This window comes from Micromonospora sp. DH13 (genome assembly GCF_020873825.1).
GTDB lineage: Bacteria > Actinomycetota > Actinomycetes > Mycobacteriales > Micromonosporaceae > Micromonospora > Micromonospora haikouensis.
In genome coordinates this window covers 157658-183456 of record NZ_JAHWGR010000010.1, presented here as the reverse complement: position 1 = coordinate 183456, position 25799 = coordinate 157658, and the positions used below count along the sequence as shown (strand labels likewise).

The 25799-nt window shown below is 76.3% G+C and carries 17 protein-coding genes; 4 read left to right on the top strand and 13 right to left on the bottom strand.

Features of this window, described 5'->3' with window-relative positions:
* Nucleotides 1-872: AMP-binding protein (locus LPA42_RS12960; RefSeq protein WP_228986575.1), on the top strand; the 872-nt coding region annotated here is incomplete at its 5' end.
* Nucleotides 873-1001: 129 nt separating this feature from the next.
* On the opposite strand, the gene LPA42_RS12955 is transcribed toward LPA42_RS12960, so the two are convergent.
* Genes LPA42_RS12955 through LPA42_RS12945 form a run of 3 tightly spaced genes read right to left on the bottom strand, consistent with a single transcriptional unit; the run spans nucleotide 1002 to nucleotide 4495 of the window.
* Entirely contained in the window at nucleotides 1002-1592 is a 591-nt protein-coding gene (locus LPA42_RS12955) for an aminodeoxychorismate/anthranilate synthase component II (protein ID WP_077939824.1), read from the bottom strand.
* Nucleotides 1589-3040, bottom strand: a complete 1452-nt coding sequence (locus tag LPA42_RS12950; protein WP_077939823.1) for an anthranilate synthase component I family protein — start codon at nucleotides 3038-3040, stop codon at nucleotides 1589-1591. The genes LPA42_RS12955 and LPA42_RS12950 overlap by 4 nt, the downstream gene beginning before the upstream one ends.
* A 33-nt stretch (nucleotides 3041-3073) precedes the next feature.
* Nucleotides 3074-4495, bottom strand: a complete 1422-nt coding sequence (locus LPA42_RS12945; RefSeq protein ID WP_077939822.1) for a phenylacetate--CoA ligase family protein — start codon at nucleotides 4493-4495, stop codon at nucleotides 3074-3076.
* A gap of 159 nt (nucleotides 4496-4654) precedes the next feature.
* On the opposite strand from LPA42_RS12945, the gene LPA42_RS12940 reads away from it, so the two are divergent.
* On the top strand, nucleotides 4655-6211 hold the full coding sequence (locus tag LPA42_RS12940; protein ID WP_077939821.1) for a condensation domain-containing protein: 1557 nt from the start codon (nucleotides 4655-4657) through the stop codon (nucleotides 6209-6211).
* An 11-nt stretch (nucleotides 6212-6222) separates the two neighbouring features.
* On the opposite strand, the gene LPA42_RS12935 is transcribed toward LPA42_RS12940, so the two are convergent.
* A complete protein-coding gene (locus LPA42_RS12935; RefSeq protein ID WP_077939820.1) occupies nucleotides 6223-7194 on the bottom strand; it encodes a LysR family transcriptional regulator in 972 nt (323 codons plus the stop codon).
* A gap of 185 nt (nucleotides 7195-7379) precedes the next feature.
* Between LPA42_RS12935 and LPA42_RS12930 the strand changes: the two genes are divergently transcribed.
* A complete protein-coding gene (locus tag LPA42_RS12930) occupies nucleotides 7380-8927 on the top strand; it encodes an MFS transporter (protein WP_158229501.1) in 1548 nt (515 codons plus the stop codon).
* A 499-nt stretch (nucleotides 8928-9426) separates the two neighbouring features.
* Here LPA42_RS12930 and LPA42_RS12925 read toward each other — a convergent pair whose 3' ends face one another.
* The 5 genes from LPA42_RS12925 to LPA42_RS12905 form a co-directional block, all read right to left on the bottom strand.
* Nucleotides 9427-10374, bottom strand: coding sequence for an alpha/beta fold hydrolase (locus tag LPA42_RS12925; protein WP_077939817.1), 948 nt, complete (start codon nucleotides 10372-10374; stop codon nucleotides 9427-9429).
* A 56-nt stretch (nucleotides 10375-10430) separates the two neighbouring features.
* Nucleotides 10431-11777: an MFS transporter gene (locus LPA42_RS12920; RefSeq protein ID WP_077939816.1), complete on the bottom strand. Its 1347-nt coding sequence runs from the start codon at nucleotides 11775-11777 to the stop codon at nucleotides 10431-10433.
* A gap of 24 nt (nucleotides 11778-11801) precedes the next feature.
* Nucleotides 11802-13865, bottom strand: coding sequence for a prolyl oligopeptidase family serine peptidase (locus tag LPA42_RS34420; RefSeq protein ID WP_228986574.1), 2064 nt, complete (start codon nucleotides 13863-13865; stop codon nucleotides 11802-11804).
* Nucleotides 13862-14776: a VOC family protein gene (locus LPA42_RS12910; RefSeq protein WP_144082792.1), complete on the bottom strand. Its 915-nt coding sequence runs from the start codon at nucleotides 14774-14776 to the stop codon at nucleotides 13862-13864. The genes LPA42_RS34420 and LPA42_RS12910 overlap by 4 nt, the downstream gene beginning before the upstream one ends.
* A gap of 100 nt (nucleotides 14777-14876) precedes the next feature.
* The gene (locus tag LPA42_RS12905; RefSeq protein ID WP_077939814.1) at nucleotides 14877-20759 is read right to left on the bottom strand and encodes a non-ribosomal peptide synthetase; all 5883 of its coding nucleotides are present in this window, start codon (nucleotides 20757-20759) and stop codon (nucleotides 14877-14879) included.
* Nucleotides 20760-21075: 316 nt separating this feature from the next.
* On the opposite strand from LPA42_RS12905, the gene LPA42_RS12900 reads away from it, so the two are divergent.
* Entirely contained in the window at nucleotides 21076-21921 is an 846-nt protein-coding gene (locus LPA42_RS12900) for an alpha/beta fold hydrolase (RefSeq protein WP_096761726.1), read from the top strand.
* A gap of 111 nt (nucleotides 21922-22032) precedes the next feature.
* Here the strand turns inward: LPA42_RS12900 and LPA42_RS12895 are convergent, their stop codons facing one another.
* The 4 genes from LPA42_RS12895 to glyA form a co-directional block, all read right to left on the bottom strand.
* The gene (locus tag LPA42_RS12895; protein WP_158229500.1) at nucleotides 22033-22578 is read right to left on the bottom strand and encodes a peptidase inhibitor family I36 protein; all 546 of its coding nucleotides are present in this window, start codon (nucleotides 22576-22578) and stop codon (nucleotides 22033-22035) included.
* Nucleotides 22579-22878: 300 nt separating this feature from the next.
* Complete coding sequence (locus tag LPA42_RS12890) at nucleotides 22879-23643, bottom strand: thioesterase II family protein (protein ID WP_077939811.1); 765 nt, start codon at nucleotides 23641-23643, stop codon at nucleotides 22879-22881.
* 5 nt (nucleotides 23644-23648) lie between these two features.
* On the bottom strand, nucleotides 23649-24332 hold the full coding sequence (locus tag LPA42_RS12885; protein ID WP_077939810.1) for a flavodoxin family protein: 684 nt from the start codon (nucleotides 24330-24332) through the stop codon (nucleotides 23649-23651).
* A gap of 85 nt (nucleotides 24333-24417) precedes the next feature.
* Complete coding sequence (glyA, locus tag LPA42_RS12880) at nucleotides 24418-25797, bottom strand: serine hydroxymethyltransferase (RefSeq protein ID WP_077939809.1); 1380 nt, start codon at nucleotides 25795-25797, stop codon at nucleotides 24418-24420.
* Between the last annotated feature and the right edge of the window lie 2 nt (nucleotides 25798-25799).

The window sequence follows — 25799 nt, the reverse complement described above, 5'->3', positions numbered from 1 at the left end:
ACCCCACGGTGCAGACCCTGCCCGGCCTGCTGGCCACGGTCGCGGCCGCCAACCCGGACGCCCCCGCCGTCGTCCACGAGGGACACCCGACGACCTTCCGGGACCTCGACCGCCGCTCCGGGGACCTCGCCCGGCTGCTCGCCGAGCACGGGGTGCGCCCCGGCGACACGGTCGGACTGCTGCTGCGCGGCGGGGCGGACGCCGTCGTCGGGCGGCTCGCCGCGCTCAAGAGCGGGGCCGCGTACCTGCCGATGCCGTCCGGGGACGGGCGCGGGGCGGCGCGGGTCGGCCTGGGGCTGGTGCTCGCCGAGCCCGAGTGGGCCGGATCGGCCCGTCGCCACGGCGTCCGCGTGCTGCCCTGGCGACGTCGCCACGGCTCGGGCCGGGCGCTGGTCCGCCCGGTGCGGGCGGACGACCCGGCGTACGTGCTGAGCGGGGTGACCCCGCTCGGGGGCCTGCTGCTGGCCCACCGCCACCTCGTGCTGGCCGCCCGGTCAGGCGCGACCGACGGGGACCCGGCGGACGCCGCTGCCGTGCCGCCCGGCGCGGTCGAGGCCGCCGTGTGGGGCCCGCTGCTGCGCGGCGACCCGCTCGCCCTCGGCCCGGAGGGCGCGACGGCCCCGCCCGCCGGGGCGCTGCCCGGCGGCGACTGGCAGGTGCTCGACGACGGCCTCGTTCCCGCCGCCGTGGGCCGGCTGTACGTCGGTGCGCCCTGGCTGGCGCGGGTGGTCGCCGACAGCCCGCTGCGCTCGGCCGGGTGGCTGGTGCCCGACCCGTCCGACCCGGGCGGGCACTCGGTGCTGGTGGCGACCGCCTGGCGGGCCGTGCGCGCCCCGGACGGCCGGCTCCGGCTGCTCGGCCCGGCGGCCTGACGAGGCCGGCGGCCCGGTCGGTGGCAGGGCAGGTGCCCCCGGGCCGCCCGTGCGGTGGGCCGGCGCCCCGCCCGACGAGGCGGTGCCCCGCCACGTCGGCGACATGGCGGGGCACGGGCACGACCGGGGTCACGCCGGGGCGGGCAGCCGCGAGGCGGCGAGGAAATTCGTCAGCATCGCCAGGCCGTGCTGGGTACGGACGCTCTCCGGGTGGAACTGCACCGACTCCACCGGCAGCCGGCGGTGCCGCAGCGCCATCACGTACCCGTCGTCGGCCGCGTGCGCCGTCGGCACCAGGTCGGTGCCGGCGAGGCTCGCCCCGTCCACGATGAGCGAGTGGTAGCGGGTGGCGGTCAACGGGCGGGGCAGGCCGGCGAAGACGCCCCGGCCGTCGTGGCGGATCTCGCTGGTCTTGCCGTGCATCAGGTGCCGGGCGCGCAGCACCCGCGCGCCGAAGGCCAGCCCGATCGCCTGGTGGCCGAGGCAGACCCCGAAGATCGGCAGCCGCCCCGCGTACGCCTCGACCAGCTCGACGTGGCCGCTCTCCGCCGGGTGCCCGGGGCCGGGGCCGAGCAGCAGCGCGTCGGCCCCCGTGTCCGGCACGTCGGCGACGCCGATCGCGTCGGAGCGCACCACCTCGGCCTCCATGCCGGCGCTGAGCAGGTACTGGCGGATGATGTGCACGAAACTGTCGTACGCGTCGACGAGCAGGACCTTCACAGCAGCTCCTCTCCGGTGACCGCCCAGTAGCCGGCGCTCAGCTTGGCCAGGGTCTCGCGCCACTCCCGCTCGGGCCGGGAGTCGGCGACCACGCCAGCGGACGCCCGCGTGTGGTAGCTCTGCCCGTCGTGCAGCACGGTGCGGATGCACAGGGCGAGGTTGACGTACCCGCCGACGCCGATCAGGCCGATCGCCCCGGCGTAGAGGCCCCGGCGGCTGGCCTCCGTCGACTCGATGATCTCCATGGCGCGGATCTTCGGCGCGCCGGTCATGGTGCCCGACGGGAACAGCGCGGCGAGCACGTCGTAGCTGTCCAGCTCCGGCGACACCGCGCCGGTGACGGTGGAGACCAGGTGCAGCACGTGCGAGTAACGCTCGACGACCAGGGTCTCCGGCACGTCCAGGGTGTCCGGTCGGCAGATCCGGCCGATGTCGTTGCGGCACAGGTCCACCAGCATGATGTGCTCGGCGATCTCCTTCGGGTCGGCGGCGAGCCGCCGGCCCGCCTCCCGGTCCCGCGCCGGGTCGCCGGTGCGCGCGGCGGTGCCGGCGATCGGCCGCATCGTGGCCGTGCCGTCCTCGACCCGCACGAACAGCTCGGGGCTCGCCCCGATGACGGTCTGCCCGGCCAGCGGGGCCAGGTACATGTACGGCGACGGGTTGCGCCGGCGCAGCCGCTCGTACACCCGGACCGGGTCGGCGTCGCTGCGGATGGTCAGCTCGTGGCCGATCTGCACCTGGTAGATGTCGCCGGCCGCGATGTGCCCGAGGCAGCGGTCGACGGCCCGACGGTAGTCGTCCTCGGCGACGTCGTCGGTGACCGCGAACGGCGGCATCGCCCCGTCCGCCGCCCCGTCGCCCGGCGGCCCGTCGGCGGCGTCCAGCAACGCGACCAGCTCGCCGGCCGGGTCGTCGGGCCAGGCCGGGGAGCGGTGCAGCAGCAGCTCCGCCGTCCCGGCCGTCAGGTCGAAGCGGACCAGGCCCCGGTGCAGCACCAGGCAGGCGTGCGGCAGCCGGGGGCCGCCCTCGATCAGGTACGGCAGCCGCTCGAAGTGCCGGGCCGCGTCGTAGCCGAGGAACGCCAGGAAGCCGAAGGAGAAGTCACCCGGCCCGGCGGGGGCGTCGAACAGCTCCTGCACGACGCGCAGCACCTCCTCCAGGCCGTCGACCCCGGCGGCCCGCGCCCGGGCGGCGGCGGCCAGGGCGGGCCGGCCGGTGACGGTCACCGCGCGGCCGGTCACCGCGACCGACAGCAGCTCCCCGAAACCGACGTACGCGTGGCGGGTGTCGCCCGCCGGGCCCGCCGGCGACTCCAGCAGGTAGACCTGGTCGGCGCCGAACCTGCGGCGCAGCGCGAGGTACGCGGCGAACGGGTCGGCGACGCGGACCCGGTGGCGCTCGGTGGCGACCGGCACGACGGTGTCCGGTCGGGCTGGTGCGAGTGTCATCTCTGCTCCTTGCCTGGACCGTGTCGGGGCGGGTCAGCTGCGCAGCGAGTGCGCGCCGGCGGCGGCCCGGGCGGCGGCGACGTCCCGGTCGGCCCCGGCCCGGTTGTCCTTGATCCGGGCGGCCTTCCAGCTCACGAACGCCCCGGTGTTGGTGATCGGGTCGAGTTCGGTGGTGACCTCCACCCGCGTCGGCACCCCGAAGTGCTCGGTGAGCCGGGTGGCGAGCGCGGCCCGCGCGGCGGAGCCGTCGGCGTCGGCGGCACCGTCGCGCAGCAGTTCCACGTAGACGGTGAGGGCGTCGGTGCCGTTGGGCGCGGTGTCGATGACCACCTGGTAGCCGAGGCAGCGGGACAGGCCGCCGAGCACGGCCGACTCGATCTGCGCGGGACGGTACCGCCCGGCGCCGATCGCGACCCGGTCGGCGACCCGGCCCAGCACCTCGACCACGTCGCCGGGGCCGCCGCAGCCGCAGGAGTTCGGGGCGACGGTCACCAGGTCGCCGGTGCGGTAGCGGATCAGCGGCTTGATGCCGTCGACGAGCATGGTCAGGCACAGCTCGCCGGTGCCGTACGCGCCGAGGCTGGCCTCTGAGTCGGGGTCCAGCACCTCGACCAGGTAGTTCGGCCCGGAGATGTGCAGCCGGTCCAGGTGGCAGCCGGTGCCGATCGCCATGGCCTCCTGCGACCCGTACAGGGCGGGGCGCACGTCCGCGCCCCAGATCGAGCGCACGTTCGCCCCGAACGCCGGGGTGCAGATCTCCCCCAGCACGGTGAACAGCTTCACCGGCAGGTCCCGCGCCGGGTCGAGCCCGTTCTGCAGGGCCGCCTTGGCCAGGTTCAGGCAGAGCGCCGGGGCGGCCACGAGGACCTCCACGTTCAGCTCCCGGATCAGCCGCAGCGCCTTGCGGAAGCCCACCCGGGGCGACTCCGGCCAGATCTTGACGTGGCAGGCGCCGAGGCGCTGGGCGACGTCGCCGAAGGTGTCGCCGAAGGCGTACAGCTCCGAGGGGCCCATCAGCCCGACCACCGGGCGGCGGCCGTCGAAGTAGTGGTCGAACAGCCGCCGCCACGCCCACTCGACGTGCACGTTGCTGGACATGACGTCCTTCGCGTCGCGGGGGCAGGGCGTGGACGCCCCGGTGGTGCCGGTGGTCTCGTAGTAGATCAGCGCGTCGGCGGGGGTGCCGGCGAGCACGTCGTGCATCTCCCGGCGCAGGTCGTCCTTCGTGGTGAACGGCAGCCGGCCCAGGGTGTCCGGGGTGACCGCGTCGAGGTCGACCCCGGCGAGGTGCCGGGCGTAGAACGGCGACCGGGCCGTCACGTGCCGCAGCACCGCCCGCAGCCGGTTGGCCCGCCAGGTGGCCCAGTCGGCCGCGTCGAGCAGGCCGGCCTGGTACCGCTCGCTGACGAGCGGGTAGTCGCGCCAGAAGTCTTCTCCGGTGGTCGCGTTGGTCATGACTGTCCGCTCCCGGTGTGTGCGCTGGTACGTCGCCAAGGTCGCCGGCGACGCTAGGCGCCCCCGGTTGGCCGCCGGTTACGCGCGGGCGGGACCGGCGCGTAACCGGCCGCTCGTACGGTGCGCACCGATGGCCGCACCGTCGGGCGAGGAGGAGTCATGGGGACGCTGATGGGCCGACTGGCCGCCATGTCGGAGGAGGACCGGGCCAGGGTGCTGGCGAAGGTCCGGGGCGCCGCGGGCGGCGCGGCGGGCACCGGGGAACCCCGGCTGACCCCCGGGGCCTGCCCGGCGGGGCGGGGGCCGGCGTCGTTCGTGCAGGAGCAGCTCTGGTTCGTCAGCCAGCTCGCGCAGGGCGTCCCGGCGTACAACGTGTCGTTCGCGTTCCACCTGACCGGGCCGCTCGACGCCGACGCGCTGCTGGCGGCGGTCCGCGACGTGGTCCGCCGGCACGACGTGCTGCGCAGCCGGCTGGTGCTCGCCGACGGCCGGCTCGTCCAGGAGGTCACCGACGCCGACCCGCAGGTGCCGGTGCGCGACCTGACCGGCGCGCCCGACCCGCAGGGGGCCGCGCAGGAGCGCGTCGCCGAGCTGTCCCGCACCGCGTTCGACCTGGCCGCCCGGCCGCCGCTGCGGCTGGAGCTGCTGCGCATCTCCCCCACCCGGCACGCGCTGGCGTGGATCGCCCACCACACCCTGGTCGACGGCTGGTCGTTCGGCATCCTGCTGACCGAGCTGGCCGGGGCGTACCGGGCCCGGTGCGCGGGGCGGGAACCGGACCTGCCCGAGGTGCGACTGCAGTTCCGCGACGTCGCGCACTGGCAGCGGGAACGGATGACCGGGCCGACCCTGGACCGGCTGCTGGACCGCTGGCAGCGGCGGCTGGCCGGGCCCGCCCCGGCGGAGCTGCCCACCGACCGGCCCCGGGGCGCCGCGCAGACGTTCCGCGGCGGAATGCTCCGCTTCGACTTCGGCGCCGACGACGCCGCCGGGGTCAGCGCCGTCGCCGACCGGCTGCGGGTCACCCCGTTCGCCGTGCTGCTGGGCGCGTACGCGCTGGTCGTGGCCGCGTACGCCGGGTCGGACGCGGCGGTGGTCGGCGCGCCGCTGGCCGGACGGGGCCGCCCGGAGCTGGACGCGGTGGTCGGCCCGTTCTCCAACACCCTGCCGCTGCGCGTCGACCTGTCCGGCGACCCGACCGGGGCCGAGGTGCTGACCCGCGCCAACGACGCGATGCTCGACGCGGTGTCGGGGCAGGACGTGCCGTTCAGCAGGCTCGCCGACGCGGTGCGCGGCGACCGGGACGCCCGCCGCAACCCGCTGTTCGACGTGCTGTTCAACCTGGGCAACCTGCCGCCGGGCAGCGACCGCGCCGACCTGGGCGGGCAGACCCGGCTGGAGGTGGCCGGCTGTCCGAACGGGACGGTCCGCCTCGACCTGGAGCTGACCGCCGAACACACGCCGCAGGCGCTGACCGGCCGGCTGGAGTACAACGCCGACCTGTTCGACGAGGCCACGGCCGCCGCCCTGCTCGACGACGTACGGCTGGTGGTCGGGCAGCTCGCCGCCGACCCGACGACCCGCCGGTCGGCGCTCGAGGTGCCCGGCGCGCGCCGGCGGCGGCTCGCCGCGGTGGCCCGCGCGGCCGGCGACGACGCCGCCCCGCTGCGCCCGGCCCGCACCGCGGCCCGGCGTACCCGGGCGTGGAGCCGGTGACCCGGCCCCGGTCAGTCGCCGGCCGGCGGCCCGGCCGCGAGGACCTCCCGGTCCTCGTCGGGCAGCCAGCAGTCGGCCAGGTCGTGGGCCCGCCACCCCTCCAGCGCGCCGTAGTCGTGCAGCAGGTCGACGAAGTCGTGCAGGACGGGCCGCCGGTCGTTGCGCCGCCACAGCAGCGACCACGGGTACACCGGTCGCGGCTCGACCAACGGCAGGGTGACCAGGTCGTCGGCCTGCGGGTTGGCCACGTCGGCGGCGGAGAGGAAGACCCGCCCCAGGGCCCGGCCCCGGCGCAGCAGCTCGTCCGCCCCGACGTTGTCGACCTGCTCGAAGGTGAGCGGGATGCCGAACCGGTCGGCGAAGAGCTGCAGGTAGGTGCCCCACTCCACGGCGCTGCCCGGGCTGGGCACCCAGACGCCGTGGTCGACCAGGTCGGCGGGGCGCACCGTCGACCGGCCGGCCAGCGGGTGCCCGGCGTCCACGACGGCCACCAGGGGCTCCAGCCGGATCAGCCGGTGCGCCACGGCGGTCGCGGTCGCGGCACCGGCGACCCGGCCGAAGACGGCGTCGATCTCGGCCCGGCGCAACGCCGGCAACGCCAGGGAGAGCCCTCGCCGGGCGCTGATCTCCAGGCGCAGCCGGGGGTTGCCGGCCAGCACCGCCGCGACGAGCCGGGCCGGGCCGAGCCGGTCGTGCAGGACGTCGACGCGCAGCGGGGTGGCCGGGCGGTGCACCGCGGCCACCGCCGCGTCGCCGGCGGCGAGCAGGTCGCGGGCCGGGCCCAGGAAGCGCCGGCCCGCCTCGGTGAGCGCGCTGGTGCGGGTGGACCGTTCGAACAGGGGCCGGTCGAGCAGCTCCTCCAGCCGCTGGATCCGCTTCGACAACGCCTGCTGGGACAGGCCGAGGCGCTCGCCGGCCCGGCCGAAATGCAACTCCTCGGCGGTGACCACGAAGGCTCTTACCAGCGCGAGGTCGAGATCCATGACGCCATCCTGTGGTGACAACCAATCGTTGTCAAACGCACCGGGCGGTTGTTGGACCGCGCTCGCCGGAAGTTATGGAATGAACATACCGGCGCATGCCGGTGGGTAAATGCGAAAACCCTCGCCGTCGACACCGGAACCGGGCCGGCGGAACGCCTGAACAAGAAGTGGAAGGAGGCGGCAGAATGGCTGCCACGCTGTCGCAACAGGATCTCCCGAAGGCCGATCCGCGCCGCTGGAAAGCATTGGCGCTGCTCGCGCTCGTCCAGTTCATCATTTTCCTGGACGCCACCATCGTCAATGTCGCGCTGCCGTCCATCCAGCGTGATCTCGGCTTTTCCGAGGCGACGCTGACCTGGGTGGTGAACGCGTACCTGATCACCGCCGGTGGTCTGCTGCTGCTCGGCGGCCGGATCGCCGACCTGGTCGGCCGGCGGAAGGTGTTCTGCCTCGGCGCCGGCCTGTTCGCGGTGGCCTCCGCGACCGCCGGCCTGGCCCAGAACAGCGAGGTGCTGCTGGCCGGCCGGTCGTTGCAGGGCGTCGCCGAGGCGCTCTCCGCGCCGGCCGCGATGTCCATGGTGGCCCTGCTCTTCACCGACCCGAAGGAGCGGGCGAAGGCGTTCGGCATCTGGGGCGGCCTGGCCGGGCTGGGCTCCGCCGCCGGTGTGCTGCTCTCGGGCGTGCTGACCGACCTGGCGAGCTGGCGGTGGGTGTTCCTGGTGAACATTCCGCTGGCCGTGATCCCGATGCTGCTCCTGCCGAAGCTGGCCGACGAGAGCCGGGCACCGGCCCAGGGCCGGCGGCGCCCGGACTGGCTGGGCGCGGTGCTGGTCACCGGCGGTCTGATCGCGATCCTCAACGCCGTGCTGAACGCCGCCCGCAACGGCTGGGACTCCGCGCCGGTGCTCGTTCCGCTGCTGGTCGGCATCGCCGCCCTGGCCCTGTTCGTGGTGGTGGAGACGAAGGTGGCGCAGCCGCTGGTGCCGCTGGGCTTCTTCGCCAACCGGGTACGCGCCACCGCGAACGTGGCGACCGTGTTCGTGGCCAGCAGCTCGGCCGCGGTGTTCTTCCTGATCGTCCTCTACACCCAGAACGTCCTGGGCTACTCGCCGCTCGCCAGCGGCCTGGCCTGGCTGCCGTTCTGCGTGGCGTTCATGCCCGGCCTGTTCCTCTCCACCAAGCTGATCATGAAGGTGGGTCCCCGGTCGACGCTGGCCGCCGGCCTGGCCGTCTCGGCGATCGGGGTGGCCCTGTTCACCCGGATCTCGGTCGACGGCTCGTACCTGACCGACCTGCTGCCGGCCATGGTGGTGACCGCGCTGGGCTTCGGCATGACGAACCCGGCCATGCAGAACGCCGCCCTGCACGAGGTGTCCGAGGCCGACGCCGGCCTGGGCTCCGGGATCGTCACCACGGTGCTGCAGATGGGCAGCGCCCTGGGGCTGACCGTCTTCGTCTCCCTGGCGCTGAGCCACCAGCGGGGGCAGCAGGCCGCCGGGGTGGCCGAGAACCTGGCCGTCGTGCGCGGGTACGACCACGCGTTCGGCATCGCCGCCGGGGCCCTCGCGGTGGGCGCGGTCGCCGCGCTGGTGATCCTGCGCGGCGTGCGGCCGACCGCCCCGCAGCAGGTCGACGCGGCCGCGGCCGTGGACGACGGCGCGGAGCAGGACCTCGACGACCTCGCCGACGCCGACCACAGGCGGCGTCCGGTGGGGCAGGGCGCGCGGGGCTGACCCGCCGCCCGACGCGGTGGCCGGGGCGGAGCGATCCGTCCCGGCCATCGCCGTGTCCGGCCCTCCGGGGGCCCGCCGAGGGCAACCGGGCGCGGGGCACGGGCACGGTCGGCCCACGCCCGCTCCGCGCCGGCGGGCCGGTGACGCGACGCAATCCCTCCCGGCCGCCGGCAGCCACCCCCACCGCCCCCTTTGCTCTGCACCCAGGGACACAACACCCCACGCCGCGTGACGTACCGTCTGCTCCCCCGCCCCTCGCCGCCGGGCATCCGGGCAGCTCGGGCGGGGTGTTGCGGATACGGGTGCAGAGCAAAGGGGGCACGGCAGCTCCGGCGGGGCCGGCCGGGCACGACGCAGAGTCACGTTGGCCGGCCCGGGCAGCCGGCCCCCACGGGCCGTCACGTCAGGTGAGCGCCGGGGTCGGGGTCGGGGTGGGGCGGAGCGGCGGGGCAGGGCCGGGCGAGGGCGGGGCAGGCGCAGGGGCGGTCCCGGCCCGCGCCTAGCGCACGGGGCGCGGCGGGCTCGACGCGCGGCGGATGAACGCGACCGCCTCCCGGGCGGAGGTCGCCCGCATCGGCGGGCCGACCAGGTGGTCGAGGACCCGGGGCCAGGACGGCACCACCAGCAGGTGGCCGGCGTTCGGCACGACCTCCAGCCGGGCGTCGGGCAGGGCGTCGCGCCACCACCGGCCGTGCTCGGGGCCGGCGAGGGCGTCGTCGGCGCCGTACAGCAGCAGGGTGGCCGCCCCGACCTGGTCGGGGGTGAAGCCCCACGGGCGCAGCGAGTAGCCGGCGATGTCGTCCGCCATCCCCCGCACGCCCTGCGCGAACGCCTCGGCGAGCATGTCGCCGATCCGCGTCCCGACACCGGGGTCGGCCGGCGCGGCCCGGTCGGCCGGGTCCGCGCCGAGCAGCCGCAACGCCGCCGGGTCCCGGGGGTCCGGCGGCACCAGGCCGGCCAGCGCGGCGTCCAGCTGGGCGCGGACGTCGGCGGGCGGCCGGTCGCGCAGCCCCGCGGTCAGGTCGCGCTGGCCCGGGTCGAGCCAGGGCACCTCCTCGTCCGGGGCGGGGGTGGCCAGCACGGCCACCCGGCGCACCAGGTCGGGCCGGCGGGCCGCGAGGGCGAGGGCGACCCGGCCGCCGGCCGACCAGCCCGCGACCGCCACCCGCCCGAGGCGCCGCTGGTCGATCAGCTCGGCGAGGTCGTCGGCGGCCGTCGGCACGTCGGCCCAGTCGGTGGCCGGGTCGGAGCCGCCGTAGCCGGGCCGGTCGAGGGCGAGGAGGGTGACCCCGGCGAGCCGGGTGGCCGCCGGGTCGGGGTCGAACGCGCCGGAGCCCGGGGCGGGATGGCAGAACACCACCACCCGCCGGCCGGTGTCCGCACCATGGCGGTGCACCACCGCCCGGCGACCGTCCCTGAGCGTGATGATCTCCCCGGTGCTGGACATGCGGCCGAGTCTGACAGCGGGCGGCGGCCGGGGAGCCGGTACGGCGCGCGCCGCGCTCAGGTGCGGGCCGAGCCGACCAGGATGCGGTCCTGCGACGCCGGGGTCGCCGGGGTCTGCGGCAGGTCGTCGTCCGGTCGGGCCCGCCGGACCGCCCGCACGCCGGCCGCCCCGGCCAGCAGCGCGGTCACGGTGAGCAGGCCCAGGTACCAGTCAAGCCGGCCGGCCCCGGCCAGCCAGGTCGCCAGGGCCGGGGTGAGCCCGCCGGCCAGCGAGCTGGCCACGGCGTGCGGCAGCCCGATACCGCTGGCCCGCAGGTGGGTGGGGAACATCGAAGCCATGATCTTCGGCAGGACCGCGGTCAGGCAGGACATGAAGAACAGCCCCGTGCACAGGCAGAGCACCAGCCGCCCGGTGCCGCCGGACGCGGCGTTCAGGGCGAGCGGGCCGGCCACCGCGAAGCCGAGGACGCTGACGCCGAGCATCGGCAGCACGCCCACCCGGTCGGCGAGCAGGCCCAGCGGGATCAGCACCACGATGGACAGGGCGATGGCGGCGGTGACCGCCGCGTAGACGGCGTCGGCGGGCATCCCGGCCTGGCTCTGGGCCAGCGCCGGGGCGACGGTGGTCCAGGTGGTCGTCTGCACGGTCACCCCGACCACGAACAGCGCGGCGACCACAACGGCGCCCCTGTGGTCGCGCCAGAGCCGGCGCAGGCCGGGCGGCGGGCCGCTGCGCCGGGCCCGGACGAACGCCTCGCTCTCCCCGAGCTGGCGGCGCAGCACCAGCAGCACCGCCGACAGGGCCGCCCCGGCCAGGAACGGGACCCGCCACGCCCAGTCGGCCATGGCCTGCGACCCGACGGTCGCGCTGAGCGCCAGGCCGAGCGCCGACGCCGCGAGGCCGCCGGCGGCGGAGCTGACCGCGAAGATGCTGCCGAACAGGCAGCGCCGGCTGCGCGGGGCCAACTCCATCAGGTACGACACGGCGGCCGGCCACTCGCCGCCGGCCGACAGCCCCTGGGCGGCCCGCGCGAGGAACAGCAGCACGGGGGCGGCCACCCCGATGGCGGCGTACGTGGGCAGCAGGCCGATGACCAGGCTGCCGCCGCCCATCAGCGTGATCGACAGCAGCAGGGCGAGGCGGCGGCCCCGCCGGTCGGCCAGCGCGCCCATCAGGATGCCGCCGAGCGGGCGGAACAGCATGCCCGTCGCGTACGCGACGAAGACCGCGAGCAGGGCGGTGAGCGGGTCGGCGGAGGGGAAGAAGTGCTGGGCGATCAGCGGCGCGTACAGGCCGAAGATCAGCCAGTCGAAGTACTCGATGAAGTTCCCGGCGACGGTGGTGGCGACGGTGCGCGCCCGCCGTCGGGGCGTGGTGGCGGTCGGTACCGCGTGAGTGGTCATGGTCGTACCTCCGGATGGGTCGGCTCAGCGGGGTCGCAGGGCCGAGGCGTACAGGGCCAGCTCGGCGTCGAGGGCGCGGGTGATCGAGCCGACCTGCCGGAACACGTGCCCCTCCCCGGGGAACCGCAGGTAGGTGTGGGGCGCCCCGGCGTCGGTCAGCGCGGCGACGAACCGTTCGGCCGGCGCGAGCGGGCAGACGGTGTCCTCCTCTCCCTGAAGCAGCAGCAGCGGCCCGGCGAGGCGGGCGGCGCGGTGGACGGGCGCGCGGTCGGCGTAGGTGGGCCGGGCGGCCGGCAGCGGCCCGATCAGGCCGTGCAGGTAGTGCGACTCCAGGTCGTGGGTCTCCCCCTCGGCCCACGCCAGCGGGTCCAGCACGGGGAAGTACGCGGCCCCGCAGCGGAACGTGTCGACGCTGGTCAGCGCCGCGCAGGTGGTCCAGCCGCCGGCCGAGCCGCCGCGCAGGGCGACCCGGTCGCCGTCGACCGTCCCCTCCGCGGCGAGCGCTCGGGCGACGGCCGCGCAGTCGGCCACGTCGACGACGCCCCAGCCGCCGCGCAGCCGGTCCCGCCAGGCCCGCCCGAAGCCGGTGGAGCCGCCGTAGTCGACCAGCGCGACCGCGTACCCGCGGCTGGTGAACAGGAGCGTCTCGGGGTCGAGGGCGTCGGTGACCCGCCCGGTGGGGCCGCCGTGGGCGACGACGAGCAGCGGCGGCCGGTGTCCCGGGTCGGCGGCGACGGCGGGGTTGCGGGGCGGGTAGACGACGGCGTGCACCTCACCGCCGGGCACCGGGAACCGGCGGTGCTCCCCGGCGGGCAGCCAGCCGGGGCCGGGGGTGCGGTAGCGGTCGCCGGTCACCGCGCCGGCCCGCCCGGTCGCGGTGTCGACGCGGACCAGGGCGGGCTGCCGGTCGGGTGAGGCGGCCATCGCGGCCACCGTCGTGCCGGCGGCGCTGACGGGCCCCCACACCGTGTACGGCAGGTCCAGCTCGTCGAGGACGCCCCGGGCCGGGTCGAGCACCGCGAGCCGGGTGCCGTGCCGGGCCGCCCCGTCTCCGTCCGGTCGCGGGGCGGCCGGGTCGGGTCGCCGGGCCCCGGCTGCGTACCAGCCGGTGACGGCCAGGGCGATCCGGCCGTCGGCCAGCGGCGCGGCCCACGTCTGCCCGGGCCGCCACAGCGCGCCGCCGGCCTCGCGGTCGCCGCGCCACAGCGGCCGGCGGTCGCCGGCCAGCCCGATGGCGTACGGGTTCCACCAGCCGTCGGGGTCGGTGAGCGCCAGCAGGGTGCCGGCGTCGAGCCACTCGGCCTGGCAGACCGCCTCGGCGTCCCCGCCGGCCAGCACCCGGTGCTCGCCGAGCCGCCCGTCGACGATCGGGGCGACCCGCAGCCGGGCCGCGTCCCACGGCATGTCGGGGTGGTCCCAGCCGAGCCAGACGGCGTGCCGGCCGTCCGGGGCGACCCGCAGGCCGGCGAGGAACCGGTGGCCGCCGCCGCCCAGCACCCGGGGCTCGGCGTCGCCGTGGCCGGTCAGCGGCACCGCGACGAGGTCGCGGAGCACGTCGGTGGTGCGGGGGCCGGTGCGTCGCTCCCGCACACACCACACCTCGTCGCCGACGACGGTGCCCTCGGCGTACCGGTGGCGGCCGCCCGACAGCGGGGTGAGCGGGCGCGGCGGCGCCGCGTCGGGGCCGGCGGTCACCAGGTACAGCCGCTGGTCGGTGTCGCGGGAGACGACGGCCGCGTCGGCGGAGACGACGGTGAACGGTCGGCCGCCGTACTCCTGGAAGCGGCTGCGGGCGCTGAACCCGGCGGGGACGGCGTCGGCGACGCCGGTCGCGGCGGTCCACCGGCACAGCACGGCCCGGCCGCCCTCGGCGGGGCGCAGGTCGGTGAACCAGACGGTGTCGCCGTGGGCGACCACCCACTGCTCGATCAGCCAGCGGGGCTCCCCGCCGGCCGCCGCCGCGTCCTGCGGGCGGAACGGCGAGGGCCACTCGCCGGGCGGCGGCGTGCCGGTGGCGGCGGGCGCGCAGGTGGAGGGCGGGGCGCCGGTGGCGGCGGAGTACGCCTCGGCCGCCGTGGGGGCGGTCACCGGGTCGCCCCGGCGGTCACGACGGGTCCCCGCGACGGGGCGGGGCGGGCGGCGACCAGCCGGATCGGGGCGCACCCCGCCGGGTCGACCACGGGCTCCCCGTCGACGCCGGCCCGCACGGCGACGCCGCGACCGGCCACGGCGGCGGGCGAGTCGACGGCGAGGGCGACGGCGCACAGGCCGGGGCCGAGCCGGTCGAGGTGGGCGACGACCGGGTCGCCGACACCGGCGGGTCCGACAGAACCGGCGGGGGTGGCAGAACCGGCGGGGGCGAGCAGCCGCAGCACCCGCCCGTCGGGCAGCGTCCACGTCGCGGACCGGTCGCCGAGGGCGGGCGGGCCGCCGAGCAGGACGGCGTACTCGGCCGCGGCGGCGGGCAGGTCGGTGACGGCGATGTCCACCCCGGCCACGCCGTGCACGCCGCCACGGCGCAGCTCGGCCGGGTCGGGGTCCGCCTCGGGCCACGGGTCGAGGTACTCGATGAGCGACGGCAGCCGGCCGGTGCGGAACTCCTCCCCGTGCGCGCCGACCCGCCAGCGGCGACGCCGGCCGTCGGGGCGCACCGACACGCCGTCCAGGGGCGGGGAGACCGGCACGCCCCGGCCGGCCAGGGCGGCGCAGGTCGTCGGCAGGTCCTCGGCGGCCAGGACGGCGGACACCCAGCCGCCGCCGGCGTCGCTCACCCCGGTCATCCGCCGGCTCGCCGGCCGGCCCGCCGCCTCGGCGCGGTCCACGACGGTGATCAGTTCGAGGTAGCTGCCGGCGAACCGGAGGACCGCGTTGGTCGTACCCCAGCCGGGGTGACGGCTGCCGGGGCGCGACGGCCGGTCGAAGCAGGCGGTGAACGCGGCCCGGGCCGCGTCGAGGTCGGGTACGGCGAGCATGACGTGGTCGACGCCGGTGATGGGCATGGGTCGCTCCAGGCTGGTCGGCCGGCCGTGGGCCGGCAGGGGTGGGTACGACGGACCCGGGGCGGACGCGCCGCCGGCGCGGCGCGCCCGCCCCGGGCGGTCACTCCAGGAACTCGGTCAGGTCGTCGGCCTCGCCCAGCTCGGCGAGCAGCCGCGCGGCGGCGGCCACCCCCTCGCCCTGCTCCGGGTCGTCGAGCAGGGTGGCGGCCACCTCGGCCACCGTCGGGCCGGTGAACACGGCCCGCAGCGGCAGCTCGCCGCCGGTCAGCTCCCGGATCCGGGACACCAGCTGGGTGGCGATGACGGAGTTGCCGCCGAGGGCGAAGAAGTGGTCGTGCCGGCCGACCCGGTCGACGCCGAGCAGCTCGGCCCACACCTCGGCGAGCAGCTGCTCGACCGGCCCCTCGGGGGCGGTGAAGTCCTGCTCGTCGTCGCGGCCGACGGTCGCCTCGGTCAGCGCCCGCCGGTCCACCTTGCCGTTGCCGGTCAGCGGCAGCCGCTCCAGCACGGTCAGGGCGCCCGGCACCATGTACCGGGGCAGCTTCGCGCCGACGTGGGCCAGCACGTCCGCCGGCTCCGGCGGCGCGTCCGGCCGCGCCGGGGTCACGTACGCGACCAGCCGCAGCGTCTGCGGGGTGGCCCCGGCGGCCACGGCGACCGCCCGGTCCACCGCCGGATGCTCGGCCAGCGCCGCCTCGACCTCGCCCAGCTCGATCCGGTGGCCCTGGATCTTCACCTGGAAGTCGGTGCGGCCGAGGATCTCGATGCTGCCGTCGGGCAGGTAGCGGCCGAGGTCCCCGGAGGCGTACCTGCGTTCCCCGGTGGCCGGGTCCCGGAGGAACTGGGCGTCGGTGCGCTCCGGGTCGCGCCAGTAGCCGCGCGCCAGGCCGACCTCGCTGGCGATGTGGATCTCCCCGGGCACCCACACGGGACGGTGGTCGCCACGGGCGTCCAGCACGTGGTAGCGCTGATTGCTCATCGGCCGCCCGTACGGGATGCTCGGCCAGGCCGGGTCGACCTCGCCGATCGGGTTGATCACCGACCAGACGCAGGTCTCCGTCGGCCCGCCGGAGCCGATCACCCGGATGCCCGGTGCGACGGCGCGCACCCGGTCGGGCAGGGTCAGCGGGATCCAGTCGCCGGCCAGCACGGTCAGCGCCAGCGGGGCCAGGGTCTCCCCGGTGCCCTCGACGTGGCTGACCAGGATCTCCAGCAGGGCCGGCACCGAGTTCCAGAAGGTGACCCCGTGCCGGCGGACCAACTCGGCCCACTGCTGCGGGTCGGGGTTCGGCGTCGGCGTGGGCACGACCACCGTGCCGCCGGCCGCGACGATGCCGAACACGTCGTAGACGGACAGGTCGAAGTGCAGGCCGGACACGGCCAGGCACCGGTCGTCCGGGCCGACGCCGAAGCGGCGGTTGACGTCGCAGATGGTGTTCGCCGCGCCCCGGTGGTCGACCATCACCCCCTTCGGCTTCCCCGTGGAGCCGGAGGTGTAGATGACGTACGCCAGGTCGGTGACCGCCTGGACGGGGGCGAGCGGGGTCGGGTCGACGTCGTCGAAGTCGGCGTCGACGCGCAGCCGGCGCACCCCGTCGGGCCACTCGACGCCCGGGTCGACGGCGGCCTGGGTGAGCACGGTGGACACCTCGCCGTCGCGCAGCAGGTGGTGCAGCCGCTCGGTGGGCACCTGCGCGTCGATCGGCAGGTAAGCCGCCCCGGCGGCGAGCACGCCGTGCGCGGCGACGATCTGCTCCCAGCCCTTCTCCATCACGACGGCGACCAGCTCGTTCGGCCGGGCCCCGCCGTCGCGCAGCAGGCGGCCGACCTGGTTGACCCGCCGGTCCAGCTCCCGGTAGGTGAGCACGGTGTCGCCGCAGATCACCGCCGGGGCGTCGGGGCGGGCGGCGGCGTGCGCGGCGACCGGTGCGTGCAGCAGCGTGTCCGGCACCGGCGCGTCGGTGCGGTTGACCTCCCGCCGCACGGCGAGCTGGTGCTCGGGCACCAGCGCGAACCGCTCGCTGCGCCAGCTGCCCGGCTCGGCGACGAGCCGGTCCAGCAGCCGGCAGTACGCGCCGAACATGTCCGCGAGCATCCCGGCGGGGAACACCTCGTCGATGGTGTCCCAGCTGAAGTGCAGCGCCCCGGCCACCTCGGAGACCTGGAAGTCCAGCGTCACCTGCGGGGTCTGGGTGCTGGTGTGGCTGGCCTCGCCGAGGGCGGTGGTGAAGTGCCGGGGCGGCTGCCCCAGCAGGCTGGTCACCACGACCGGGAACGCGGCCCGCACCTGACCGCGCTGGCGTCGGGCCAGCTCCCGCATCACCCGTACGCCGCCGAAGTGGCGGTGCTCCAGGTCCTCGAAGAGCTGCTGCTGCAGGGAGCGGGCCCGGTCGGCGAACGTGCCGTCGACCTTCTCCACGGCCAGCAGGCTGGTGGTGGTGAAGTCGCCGATCAGCTTGTCCACGTCGGGGTGCAGCGGCAACCGGTTGAACAGCGGGAAGTTGATCGTGAACCGGTCGTTGCCGCTCCACGCCCGCAGCACCTCGGTGAACGCGGCGACGACGACGCCCGACGGGGTGGCCCCGGCGGCGTGCGCCCGCTCCTTCAGCGTCGCCCAGGCGGCCGGGTCGAGCCGGTGCTCCCGGCGGGTGAACCGCACGTCGGTCACCTCGGCCGCCCCGGCGGCGCGGGGCAGCTCCGGCGCGGCCGGCAGGCCCCGCTCGATCCGGTCCAGCCAGTACCGCTTCGACCGCTGGTACGCCTCGGACCGCTCCAGCGCCACCTCGGCGGCGAGCACGTAGTCGCGGAAGGACAACCTCGGCTCGGGCAGCTCGGCCGCCGGGTCCTCGTAGCACGTGACCAGGTCGGGCACCAGGATCTGGAAGTAGCTCCAGGCGTCGATGATGAGCAGGTCCAGGCTGAGGTGGATCAGCCCCCGCCCGTCGGGCAGCAGGGTGAGCCGCACGTCCCACAGCGGGAACGTGTCCGCCGGGGCGACGTGGTGGGACAGGTGCTCGCGCAGCTCGGCCACCGCCCGGTCGGCGTCGGCCGGGTCACGGTCGCGCAGGTCCAGCACCGGGATCTCGTACGCCGGCGGGTCGGCCAGCACCCGCTGGGTGCCGTCGGGGCGGATCACCGCGCGCAGCATGTCGTGCCGTTGCAGCACCCGCGCCCACGCCGCCCGGAACCGGTCGACGTCCAGGTCGCCGCTGCACCACTCCCAGTAGCCGTGGCAGCCGACGCTGCCCAGCTCGACGGCGTCGCTGCGGCCGATCCAGTACGCCTGCTGCGTGTCGGTGAGCGGGAACGGCTCGTACCGGTCGTCGGGGTGGTGGGCCATCGGCGGCAGGTCGCCGAACGGTTCGTCGTCGTATCCGTCGTCGTCGCCGTCGTGTCCGTCGTCGTCTCCGCCGTCGGTCGGCTGGTCGACCCGGGCGGCTTCGATCAGCGCCGCCGCGCGGGCCACCGAGGCGACCCGGTCGGGCGCGAGGTCGACGCCGTACCGGCTGGCGGCCAGGGCGGACACCGCCTGGCGGAGCCGCTGCGGCGTGGCCGCGCCGGTCAGGTCGTCCTCGACGCCGATCCGCTCCACGCCGAGCACCTCCGCGCACAGGTCGGCGAGGTCGCGTTCCAGCTCGCTGCGCGGCGCCACGTACGGGGCGTCGCTGACCGGGGCGGGCGGGGCCGGCAGGGCGGCCCGGTCCAGCTTGCCGTTGGGCAGGCAGGGCAGGCCGGCGAGCCGCACGATCGCGCCCGGCAGCAGGTGCGACGGGAGCCGGTTGGCCAGCCCCTCGCGCAGCTCCCGGGTGGAGAACGCGGCCTCGTCGGCGGGCACGACGTACGCGACGAGCTGGGGTCGCCCGTCCCGGCCGGGGCGGGCCAGCACGGCCGCCTCCCGGACCGTCCCGTCGGCGGTCAGCGCGGCCTCCACCTCGGTGAGGGTCACCCGGCGGCCGGCGACGCGGACCACGGCGTCGGCCCGGCCGAGGATCTCCACGGTGCCGTCGGGCCGGTAGCGGGCCAGGTCGCCGGTGCGGTACAGCACCGGCTCCGGCTCCTCCGGCAGCGGGTTGCGCACGAACGCCTCGGCGTCGCACTCGGGGCGGGCCAGGTAGCCGGCGGCCAGGCCGGCGCCGGCCACGTACAGCTCGCCGGCCACACCGGCGGGCACGGGCTCGCGGTGCCGGTCCAGCACGTACAGCCGCACGTTGGCGATGGGGCGGCCGGCGCTGGGCAGCCGGACGGCCCGCTCGTCCTCGGCGACGCCGCGGGAGGTGCACCGCACCCCGGAGCCCCGGTCGTAGCAGCTGGTGGCCGCGCCGACCTCGGTGGCCCCGTAGCAGGCGACCACCTCGAACGGCAGCGCCGGGCTCGGCCAGTGGCGCAGCGGCTCGCCGACCGCGACGAGGAACCGCAGCGCGGACCGGTCGGGCCAGAACAGCCCGGCGAGGCGCTCGGCCAGCCGGTTGAGCACCAGGGCGTGGGTGACGCCCCGGGCCACCAGCCAGTCCCGCAGCCGGGTGGGGCTGGCCGTGGTGCGCGCGTCGGCGATGGTGATCTCCGCGCCGCAGGCGAGGAACGGCATCCACTCCAGCAGGCCGATGCCGAAGCCGGGCGCGGAGACCCAGCTGGCCCGGTCCTCGGGGCCCACCCCGTACGCCCGGCACGTCCAGTTGGCCAGGTTGACCAGGGTGCGGTGGCGCTGCCGGACGGCCTTCGGCGCGCCCGTGGAGCCGGAGGTGTAGGCGATCTGGCACACCGCGTCGGGCCCCGGGGCGGCCACCTCCGGGGCGGTCGCCTCCCGGGCGTCGATGTCGGCGGCGTCGCGGTCCAGGCACACGGCCCGCCGGGCCACCTGGCCGGGCAGGTCGTCGAGGAGGCCGTCGAGGGTGACCACGACGTCGGGGCGGGTCTCGGCGAGCATCAGCTCGATGCGGCTGCCCGGCTGCCCGGGGTCGAGCAGCACCACCGCTGCGGCGGCGCGGTGCGCGGCCAGGGTGGCGACCACGGCGGCGGTGCCGCGCTCCAGGTAGAGCCCGACCCGGCCGCCGTCGGGCAGGCCGGTGGCGCGCAGGTGCCGGGCGAGCCGGTTCGCCGCCGCGTCGAGCTGGGCGAAGCTGAGGCGTACGCCCCGGTCGCGCACGGCCGGCGCGTCCGGTCGGCGGGCCGCCAGGTCGGCGACCCGGTCGGCCCACGGCCGCTCGTCGGTGAAGTCGACGCGGGTGTCGTTCCAGTCGACGAGCATCCGGCGGCGTTCGGCGGCGGGCAGCAGGGTGGCCCGGGACACCGGGCGGTCGGGGGCGGCCACCAGGGAGCCGAGCAGGGTCGCCAGGTGGTCGGCGAGCCGGCCGGCGGTGGCGGCGGTGAACAGCGTCGCGTCGTAGTGCAGGCTCGGCGCGCCGTCCGGGCCGAGCGCCAGGGTCAGGTCCGCGCCCGGCCAGATCCGGCCCGGACCGCCCGCGGCGGCGGGGTGGAAGCCGACCGGGAACGGGGCCGCGGCGCCGGGCACGTCGTCGGGCCGGACCAGCCGGCCCACCTCGGCCAGCGGCAGGGGCGGCAGCCGGTTGGCGTTGGCCTCGGCGGACTCGACCTGCCGGATGAGGGCCCGGTAGCTCGCGCCGACCGGGACGCGCACCCGACGGGCCGTCGCCTCCGTGTCGCCGGCGGGCATCCCCACGACCATGTCGGTCTCGGCGCCGTAGCGGACCAGCAGCGCGACGAGCGCCGCGAGCCAGCCGACCGGCGGTGTGACGTCGAGGTCGGCCAGCGCGGCGCGGGTACGCGGGGCGACCGGCACCGGCACCCGGGCGGGGGTGTACTCCCGCTCGGGTGGGCGTAGCCGGTCCAGCGGCAGCTCCACGGCGGCGGTGGCGCCGGCCAGGTGCTGTCGCCAAAGCTCGCGGGCCGACCCGGCCGCCGTCCCGGGCCGCTCGGTCCCCGGACGACCGGGGGACGTGTCGCCGATGGGCAGCGAAGTCGTCACCGTAACTCCTCTCTCGCCTCGCCGGCCGGGCCGGAAGGCGTGGGTGCACGCACCGGTGCGGATGATCCGGCCACGGTAGGCAGGGGCAGTTAGGCCCCGGTTACGCCCGCGCGGTGTGCGCTCGCCTGCCGCCCCGGGGCCGGTTGACCTGGCCGGCTGCCGGGCCCCGGGCCGGCCACGTAACCGGTGGCGCACCCGGCGGGGGCACCCTGACGCACCGCGCGGGCAGGTGTCCCGCGCGGCGAACCGCGACCGCCCCGCGCGGCTGAGCGCGACCGCGCGGCGGCCCGGCGGAACCGAGGCGAAGGAGAAACCGATGGCTGACGGGACGAGACACGTGCGCCTGCCCGGCGCGGGCGTACGGCTGCACGCCGCGCGCTGGCCGGGGCCGGAGCACCGACCACCCCTGGTGGTGCTGCACGGCATCTGGGAGTCGTGGCGCACGTTCGCCGACTGCGCCCGCCGCTGGTCCGCCGACCGCACCGTCTACTGCCTCGACCTGCGGGGACACGGCGACAGCGACCGCCCGTCGACCGGATACCGGTTCGTCGACTACGCGGCGGACGTACGGGTGGCGCTGGCCGCGATCGGGCCGGAGGTGGACCTGCTGGGGCACTCCCTCGGCGCGGCGGTGGCGCTGCACGTCGCCGCCGGGACGACCGGCGGGGGCGACGCGGGCCGGCCGGCCCGGATCCGGCGGCTGGTGGCCGTGGAGCCGCCGGTGCTGCTGCCCGACGACTGGCCGCCCGTGCGCGCCGACATGGCCCGGTCCTGGCGGCTGGCCCGCCGGCCGCTGGACGAGATCGTCGCCGCGCTGCCGGCCACCGCGACCCGCACCCCGGGCTGGCGACGGATGATCGCCGAGTCCCTCGCGGGCACCGCCGACGGGGTGTTCCGGGCGATGGTGGACGCCGAGCAGGGCGAGGTCGACTGGGTCGGCCTGCTGCGGCGGATCGCCACCCCCACCCTCGCCGTGGCCGGCGACCCGGACGTCGCGGGCACGCTGCTGGCCGGCGACCGGATGGCGGCGTTCGGCGCGGGCCTGCCGTCGGCGCGGGTGGCGGTGCTGCCCGGCGCCGGACACCACGTCGAGATCGACCGCCCGGCCTGCTTTCACGCCCTCGTCGAGGAGTTCCTGTCCGTTCGCACGCAGACCACGTGAATCAGCCGTCCCCTCGGGGAGGCTGCCGGACCCCTCGGGGGAGCCCACGCCCGGGCGTGGTGGTGACCGCTTGTCGGCCTGACCTGCCCAGGATGGGAGCCCGCAGCGAGGTCAGCAGTATCGGTACACGAACGCCGCCTTGTCGTTCGCGGCGTCCCCGACATAAGCGATCGCCCCGGGGTTGTAGTTGGTGAAAAGGTAGAAGTGGGAGATGTCGTGGTAGCTGATCGGGGTGGTGGTGCTGTTGTCAGCCGAGGACACGCGGTTGTTCCAGCCATAGTCCCCGAGATATTGCTGGCCGCAGTCCGAGAGCCTGCCTCGCGGGTAGCCGAAATTGATGTTCTCGTAGAAGCAGAACCACCCGGACGGACAGTCGGCGACGCCGAGGGCGACCTGCCCAGGCAGCGCGTAGGTCACCACGAACCTGCCGTTGTCATAGGAGACCTCGTTGCGGCTCACCCGCTTGCCCCCCGGGGCGATCGTCATCTGAAGTGCGATCTGTTCACGCAGCTCCGCATCCGAGCGGGCCTGCCGGCTCAGCAGGGACGGCCTGTCCGTTGAGTTGGTCGACGCCGATGCTGCTGCCCGGGCAGGAGAAGGAGCCGCCGATGCAGGCGTCGCGGTGATGGCCGATGCGGCGGTGAGCGCCACCCCCATGGCCACGACGGTACGCACGACCCGTCCGAGGTGCATCCGCCCACTTCCTTCCTCACACGTTCGCGGCAGAGTCATTCCCCCTGGAGATCCCCGCACGAGGGCAGGCTGTGCCTTATCTCGCCCCACACCCCGCAACACGTAGCAGGAAATGGAAGACTATCTATAGATCACGAGGTGTTGAGGCAACTGTCGGCCAACTGTCAGCCGGCGCGCTCTAGGGTGTCGGGTGCTCAGCGACACCATGACGTCCAGCTCGCGTGAGAACTCGCGTGAGAAGGGGACCCTTCTCTACCGTAGGCGTTAACAGGGGGCCCTTCCTTGCAGGCCGATGTCCTCGGCGAGCGCGGCCAGGACCCCGGGGGCGGACCAGGGGAAGAAGTGGCCGCCGGGGAACAGCCGGTGCCGGGTCGGCCCCCGGGTGTGCCGGGCCCACTCGGCGACCGCGTCCGGCGGCACCCCCTCGTCGGCGTCCCCGGCCCAGCTCGTGATCGCGCAGTCCAGCGGCGGGCCGGGCCGGTGCCGGTACGTCTCGGCGGCGGTGATGTCCGCGCGCAGCGTCGGCAGGCACAACTCGCGCAGCTCCGGGTGCTCCAGGGCCGCCGAGGGCGCCCCGCCGAGCGACCGCACGGCGACGACGAAGGCGTCGTCGTCGAGGGTGTGCATGCGCCGCCGGGGCGGATGGTGGGCGGCGGCGCGGCCGGAGAGCACCAGCGCCGCCGGTTCCCGCCCGCCGTGCGCGCGCAGGGCGCGGGCCAGCTCGTACGCCAGCAGCGCCCCGAGGCTGTGCCCGAAGAACGCCACCGGGGCGGGCGACCCGGCGAGCTGCGGGGCGAGCGCCGCGCGCAGCTCGTCGACGAGGCCGGTCAGGTCGGTGCGGGCGGCCTCGTCGAGGCGGTGTTCCCGCCCCGGCAGGCAGACCGTCCACACCTCGACCGCGTCGGGCAGCCGGGCCGCCCACGGCTGGTACGCGGCCAACCCGCCCCCCGCGTACGGGAAGCAGTAGAGCCGGACCCGCGCGGTGGGCCGGCGCCGGGCGCAGGAGGCCCAGCACCGGGGCGGCGCCATGGTCCTCACGCCTGCCCCGCGGTGGCGTAGCGGCGGGCGAACCAGCGGTCGTCGCGCTCGTTGGCGTGGTCGGTGGCGAGCGCGTCGCGGCCGGTCAGCTCGCGGTGCTCGGCGAGCAGCCGGGCCATCGCCACCATCCGGTGCAGCATCCGGTCGAGCATCTCCACACCCTCGGTGTCGGCGAGCGCCTCGCCCCGGTGGTTGCCGTAGAGGATGGCCGGGAAGCCGCTTCCCACCATGATCATCCGATTGAGCAGCACGTTGGCGACGAGCTGGTTGTAGACCTCGGTGTGGCTGTACCGGCGGCCGATCACCACCACCCCGCCGACCTTGTTGGTCAGGGGGCGCTGGAACCGCAGGTAGCCGACCCCGGCCCGCTCGATGAACGCCTGCATGGTGGTGGCCGGGCCGAAGCCGTGCACGGGCGCGGCCCAGATGATCCCGTCGGCCAGCGCCATCCGGTCGACGATCTCGGGCACGTCGTCACCGGTGACGACGCACGGCTCGCAGCGGGAGTTGCAGTCGCCGCAGGGGCCGCAGCCGGTCAGCTTCTTCTCGCCGAGGTTGATCACCTCCAGGTCGACGCCGTGGCCGGCCAGCAGCTCGGCGGCGTGGCCCAGCACCTCGCGGGTGTTGCCGTCGGTGCGCTCCGAGCCGTTGACGGCCACGAACCTCATCTGCTTGTGCATCTCGACTCTCCTTCCGTAGGGCGTGGGGTGGCGGCGGGCCGGCCGGGGTTCGACGTACGGGCCCGCCCCCCCGCCCGGGGGCCGCTCAGCGGCCGGCGACGCTCAGCTCCCGCTGCGGGGCCGGGACCGGGTAGCCGGGGATGGGGTGGGCGGCGCAGAGCCGCGCCACCCGCTGCCGGGCCAGCTCCCGCACGGCCGCCGGCAGGTGGTACTCGCGGTCGGAGTACGGCTCGACGGCCGACAGCACCAGGTCGATCAGCTCGGCGCACGCGACGGCCGCGTCGGTGCCCATGCCCCGGGCGGCGATGCTGTTGGTGCCCAGCCGCAGGCCGGCGGTGACCAGCGCCGGGGTGGTGTCCCGGGGCACCCGGTTCTTGTTGACGACGATGTGGCACTCCTCCAGCGCCAGCTCGGCCACCAGGCCGGTCATCCGGCGGGCGGACAGGTCGATCAGGACGATGTGGTTGTCGGTGCCGCCGGAGACCACCGCGTAGCCGAGGTCGGCCAGGGCCGCCGCCATCGCCCGGGCGTCGGCGACGATCCGCCGGGCGGTGGCGGCGAACCCGGGGCCGGTGGCGATGTCCAGGGCGCGGGCCTTCGCCGCGATGGCGTTGAGCACCGGGGCCCCCTGGAAGTACGGGAACACGGTGCGCTGGACGAACTGGGCGAGGGTCCCCTTGCCCCGGGGGGCGGGGGCGTCGGCGTCCCGGCCGGCGAGGATCAGCCCCCCGCGCGGGCCGTACAGCTGCTTGTGGGTGCAGGTGGTGGTCAGATGGGCGTGGTCGATCGGGCTGGGGTGCAGCCCGGCGACGACCAGCCCGGCGGTGTGCGAGATGTCGGCCAGCAGGTACGCGCCGACCCGGTCGGCGATGCGACGGAACCGGGCGAAGTCGATCTGCCGGGGGTACGCGGTCGCCCCGCACACGATCACCTTCGGCCGGTGCTCCCGGGCGAGGCGTTCCACCTCGGCGTAGTCGATGAGGCCGGCGTCGTCGAGGCCGTACCCGACGGCCCGGAAGTACCGGCCCGCGTACGCGGCGGGGCTGCCGTGGGTGAGATGGCCGCCCTTGTCGAGGGCCATGCCGAGCAGGGTGTCGCCGGGCTCCAGGAGGCTGGACAGCACCGCGTAGTTGGCGGTCGTCGCCGAGTGCGGCTGCACGTTGGCGTAGCGCGCGCCGAAGGCCCGCCGGGCCCGGTCGATGGCGAGCTGCTCGATGCCGTCGATCACCTCGCAGCCGGCGTGGTAGCGGCGGCCCGGGTAGCCCTCGGCGGTGACGTTGACGGCGGCGGACGCCTGGCTGGCCAGCACCGACGGGTCGACCGGGGAGCAGGACGCGACGAGGGACAGGGTGCCGGCCTGGCGCAGCTGCTCGCCGACGAGCACCTCGTGCAGCCGGGGGTCGGTGGTGGCGAGCTGGTGCAGCCCGGCGTCGAGCAGCTCGCCCATCGGGTCGGTGGTGGACATTC

Bases quoted from the DNA above. Each gene is read 5' to 3' on its own strand.
- LPA42_RS12945 (WP_077939822.1), bottom strand. From the start codon at position 4,495: ATGACCAACGCGACCACCGGAGAAGACTTCTGGCGCGACTACCCGCTC.
- LPA42_RS12910 (WP_144082792.1), bottom strand. From the start codon at position 14,776: ATGCCCATCACCGGCGTCGACCACGTCATGCTCGCCGTACCCGACCTC.
- LPA42_RS12900 (WP_096761726.1), top strand. From the start codon at position 21,076: ATGGCTGACGGGACGAGACACGTGCGCCTGCCCGGCGCGGGCGTACGG.
- LPA42_RS12950 (WP_077939823.1), bottom strand. From the start codon at position 3,040: ATGACACTCGCACCAGCCCGACCGGACACCGTCGTGCCGGTCGCCACC.
- LPA42_RS12885 (WP_077939810.1), bottom strand. From the start codon at position 24,332: ATGCACAAGCAGATGAGGTTCGTGGCCGTCAACGGCTCGGAGCGCACC.
- LPA42_RS12920 (WP_077939816.1), bottom strand. From the start codon at position 11,777: ATGACCACTCACGCGGTACCGACCGCCACCACGCCCCGACGGCGGGCG.
- LPA42_RS12930 (WP_158229501.1), top strand. From the start codon at position 7,380: ATGGCTGCCACGCTGTCGCAACAGGATCTCCCGAAGGCCGATCCGCGC.
- LPA42_RS12925 (WP_077939817.1), bottom strand. From the start codon at position 10,374: ATGTCCAGCACCGGGGAGATCATCACGCTCAGGGACGGTCGCCGGGCG.
- LPA42_RS12935 (WP_077939820.1), bottom strand. From the start codon at position 7,194: ATGGATCTCGACCTCGCGCTGGTAAGAGCCTTCGTGGTCACCGCCGAG.
- LPA42_RS12895 (WP_158229500.1), bottom strand. From the start codon at position 22,578: ATGGGGGTGGCGCTCACCGCCGCATCGGCCATCACCGCGACGCCTGCA.
- glyA (WP_077939809.1), bottom strand. From the start codon at position 25,797: ATGTCCACCACCGACCCGATGGGCGAGCTGCTCGACGCCGGGCTGCAC.
- LPA42_RS12890 (WP_077939811.1), bottom strand. From the start codon at position 23,643: ATGGCGCCGCCCCGGTGCTGGGCCTCCTGCGCCCGGCGCCGGCCCACC.
- LPA42_RS12940 (WP_077939821.1), top strand. From the start codon at position 4,655: ATGGGGACGCTGATGGGCCGACTGGCCGCCATGTCGGAGGAGGACCGG.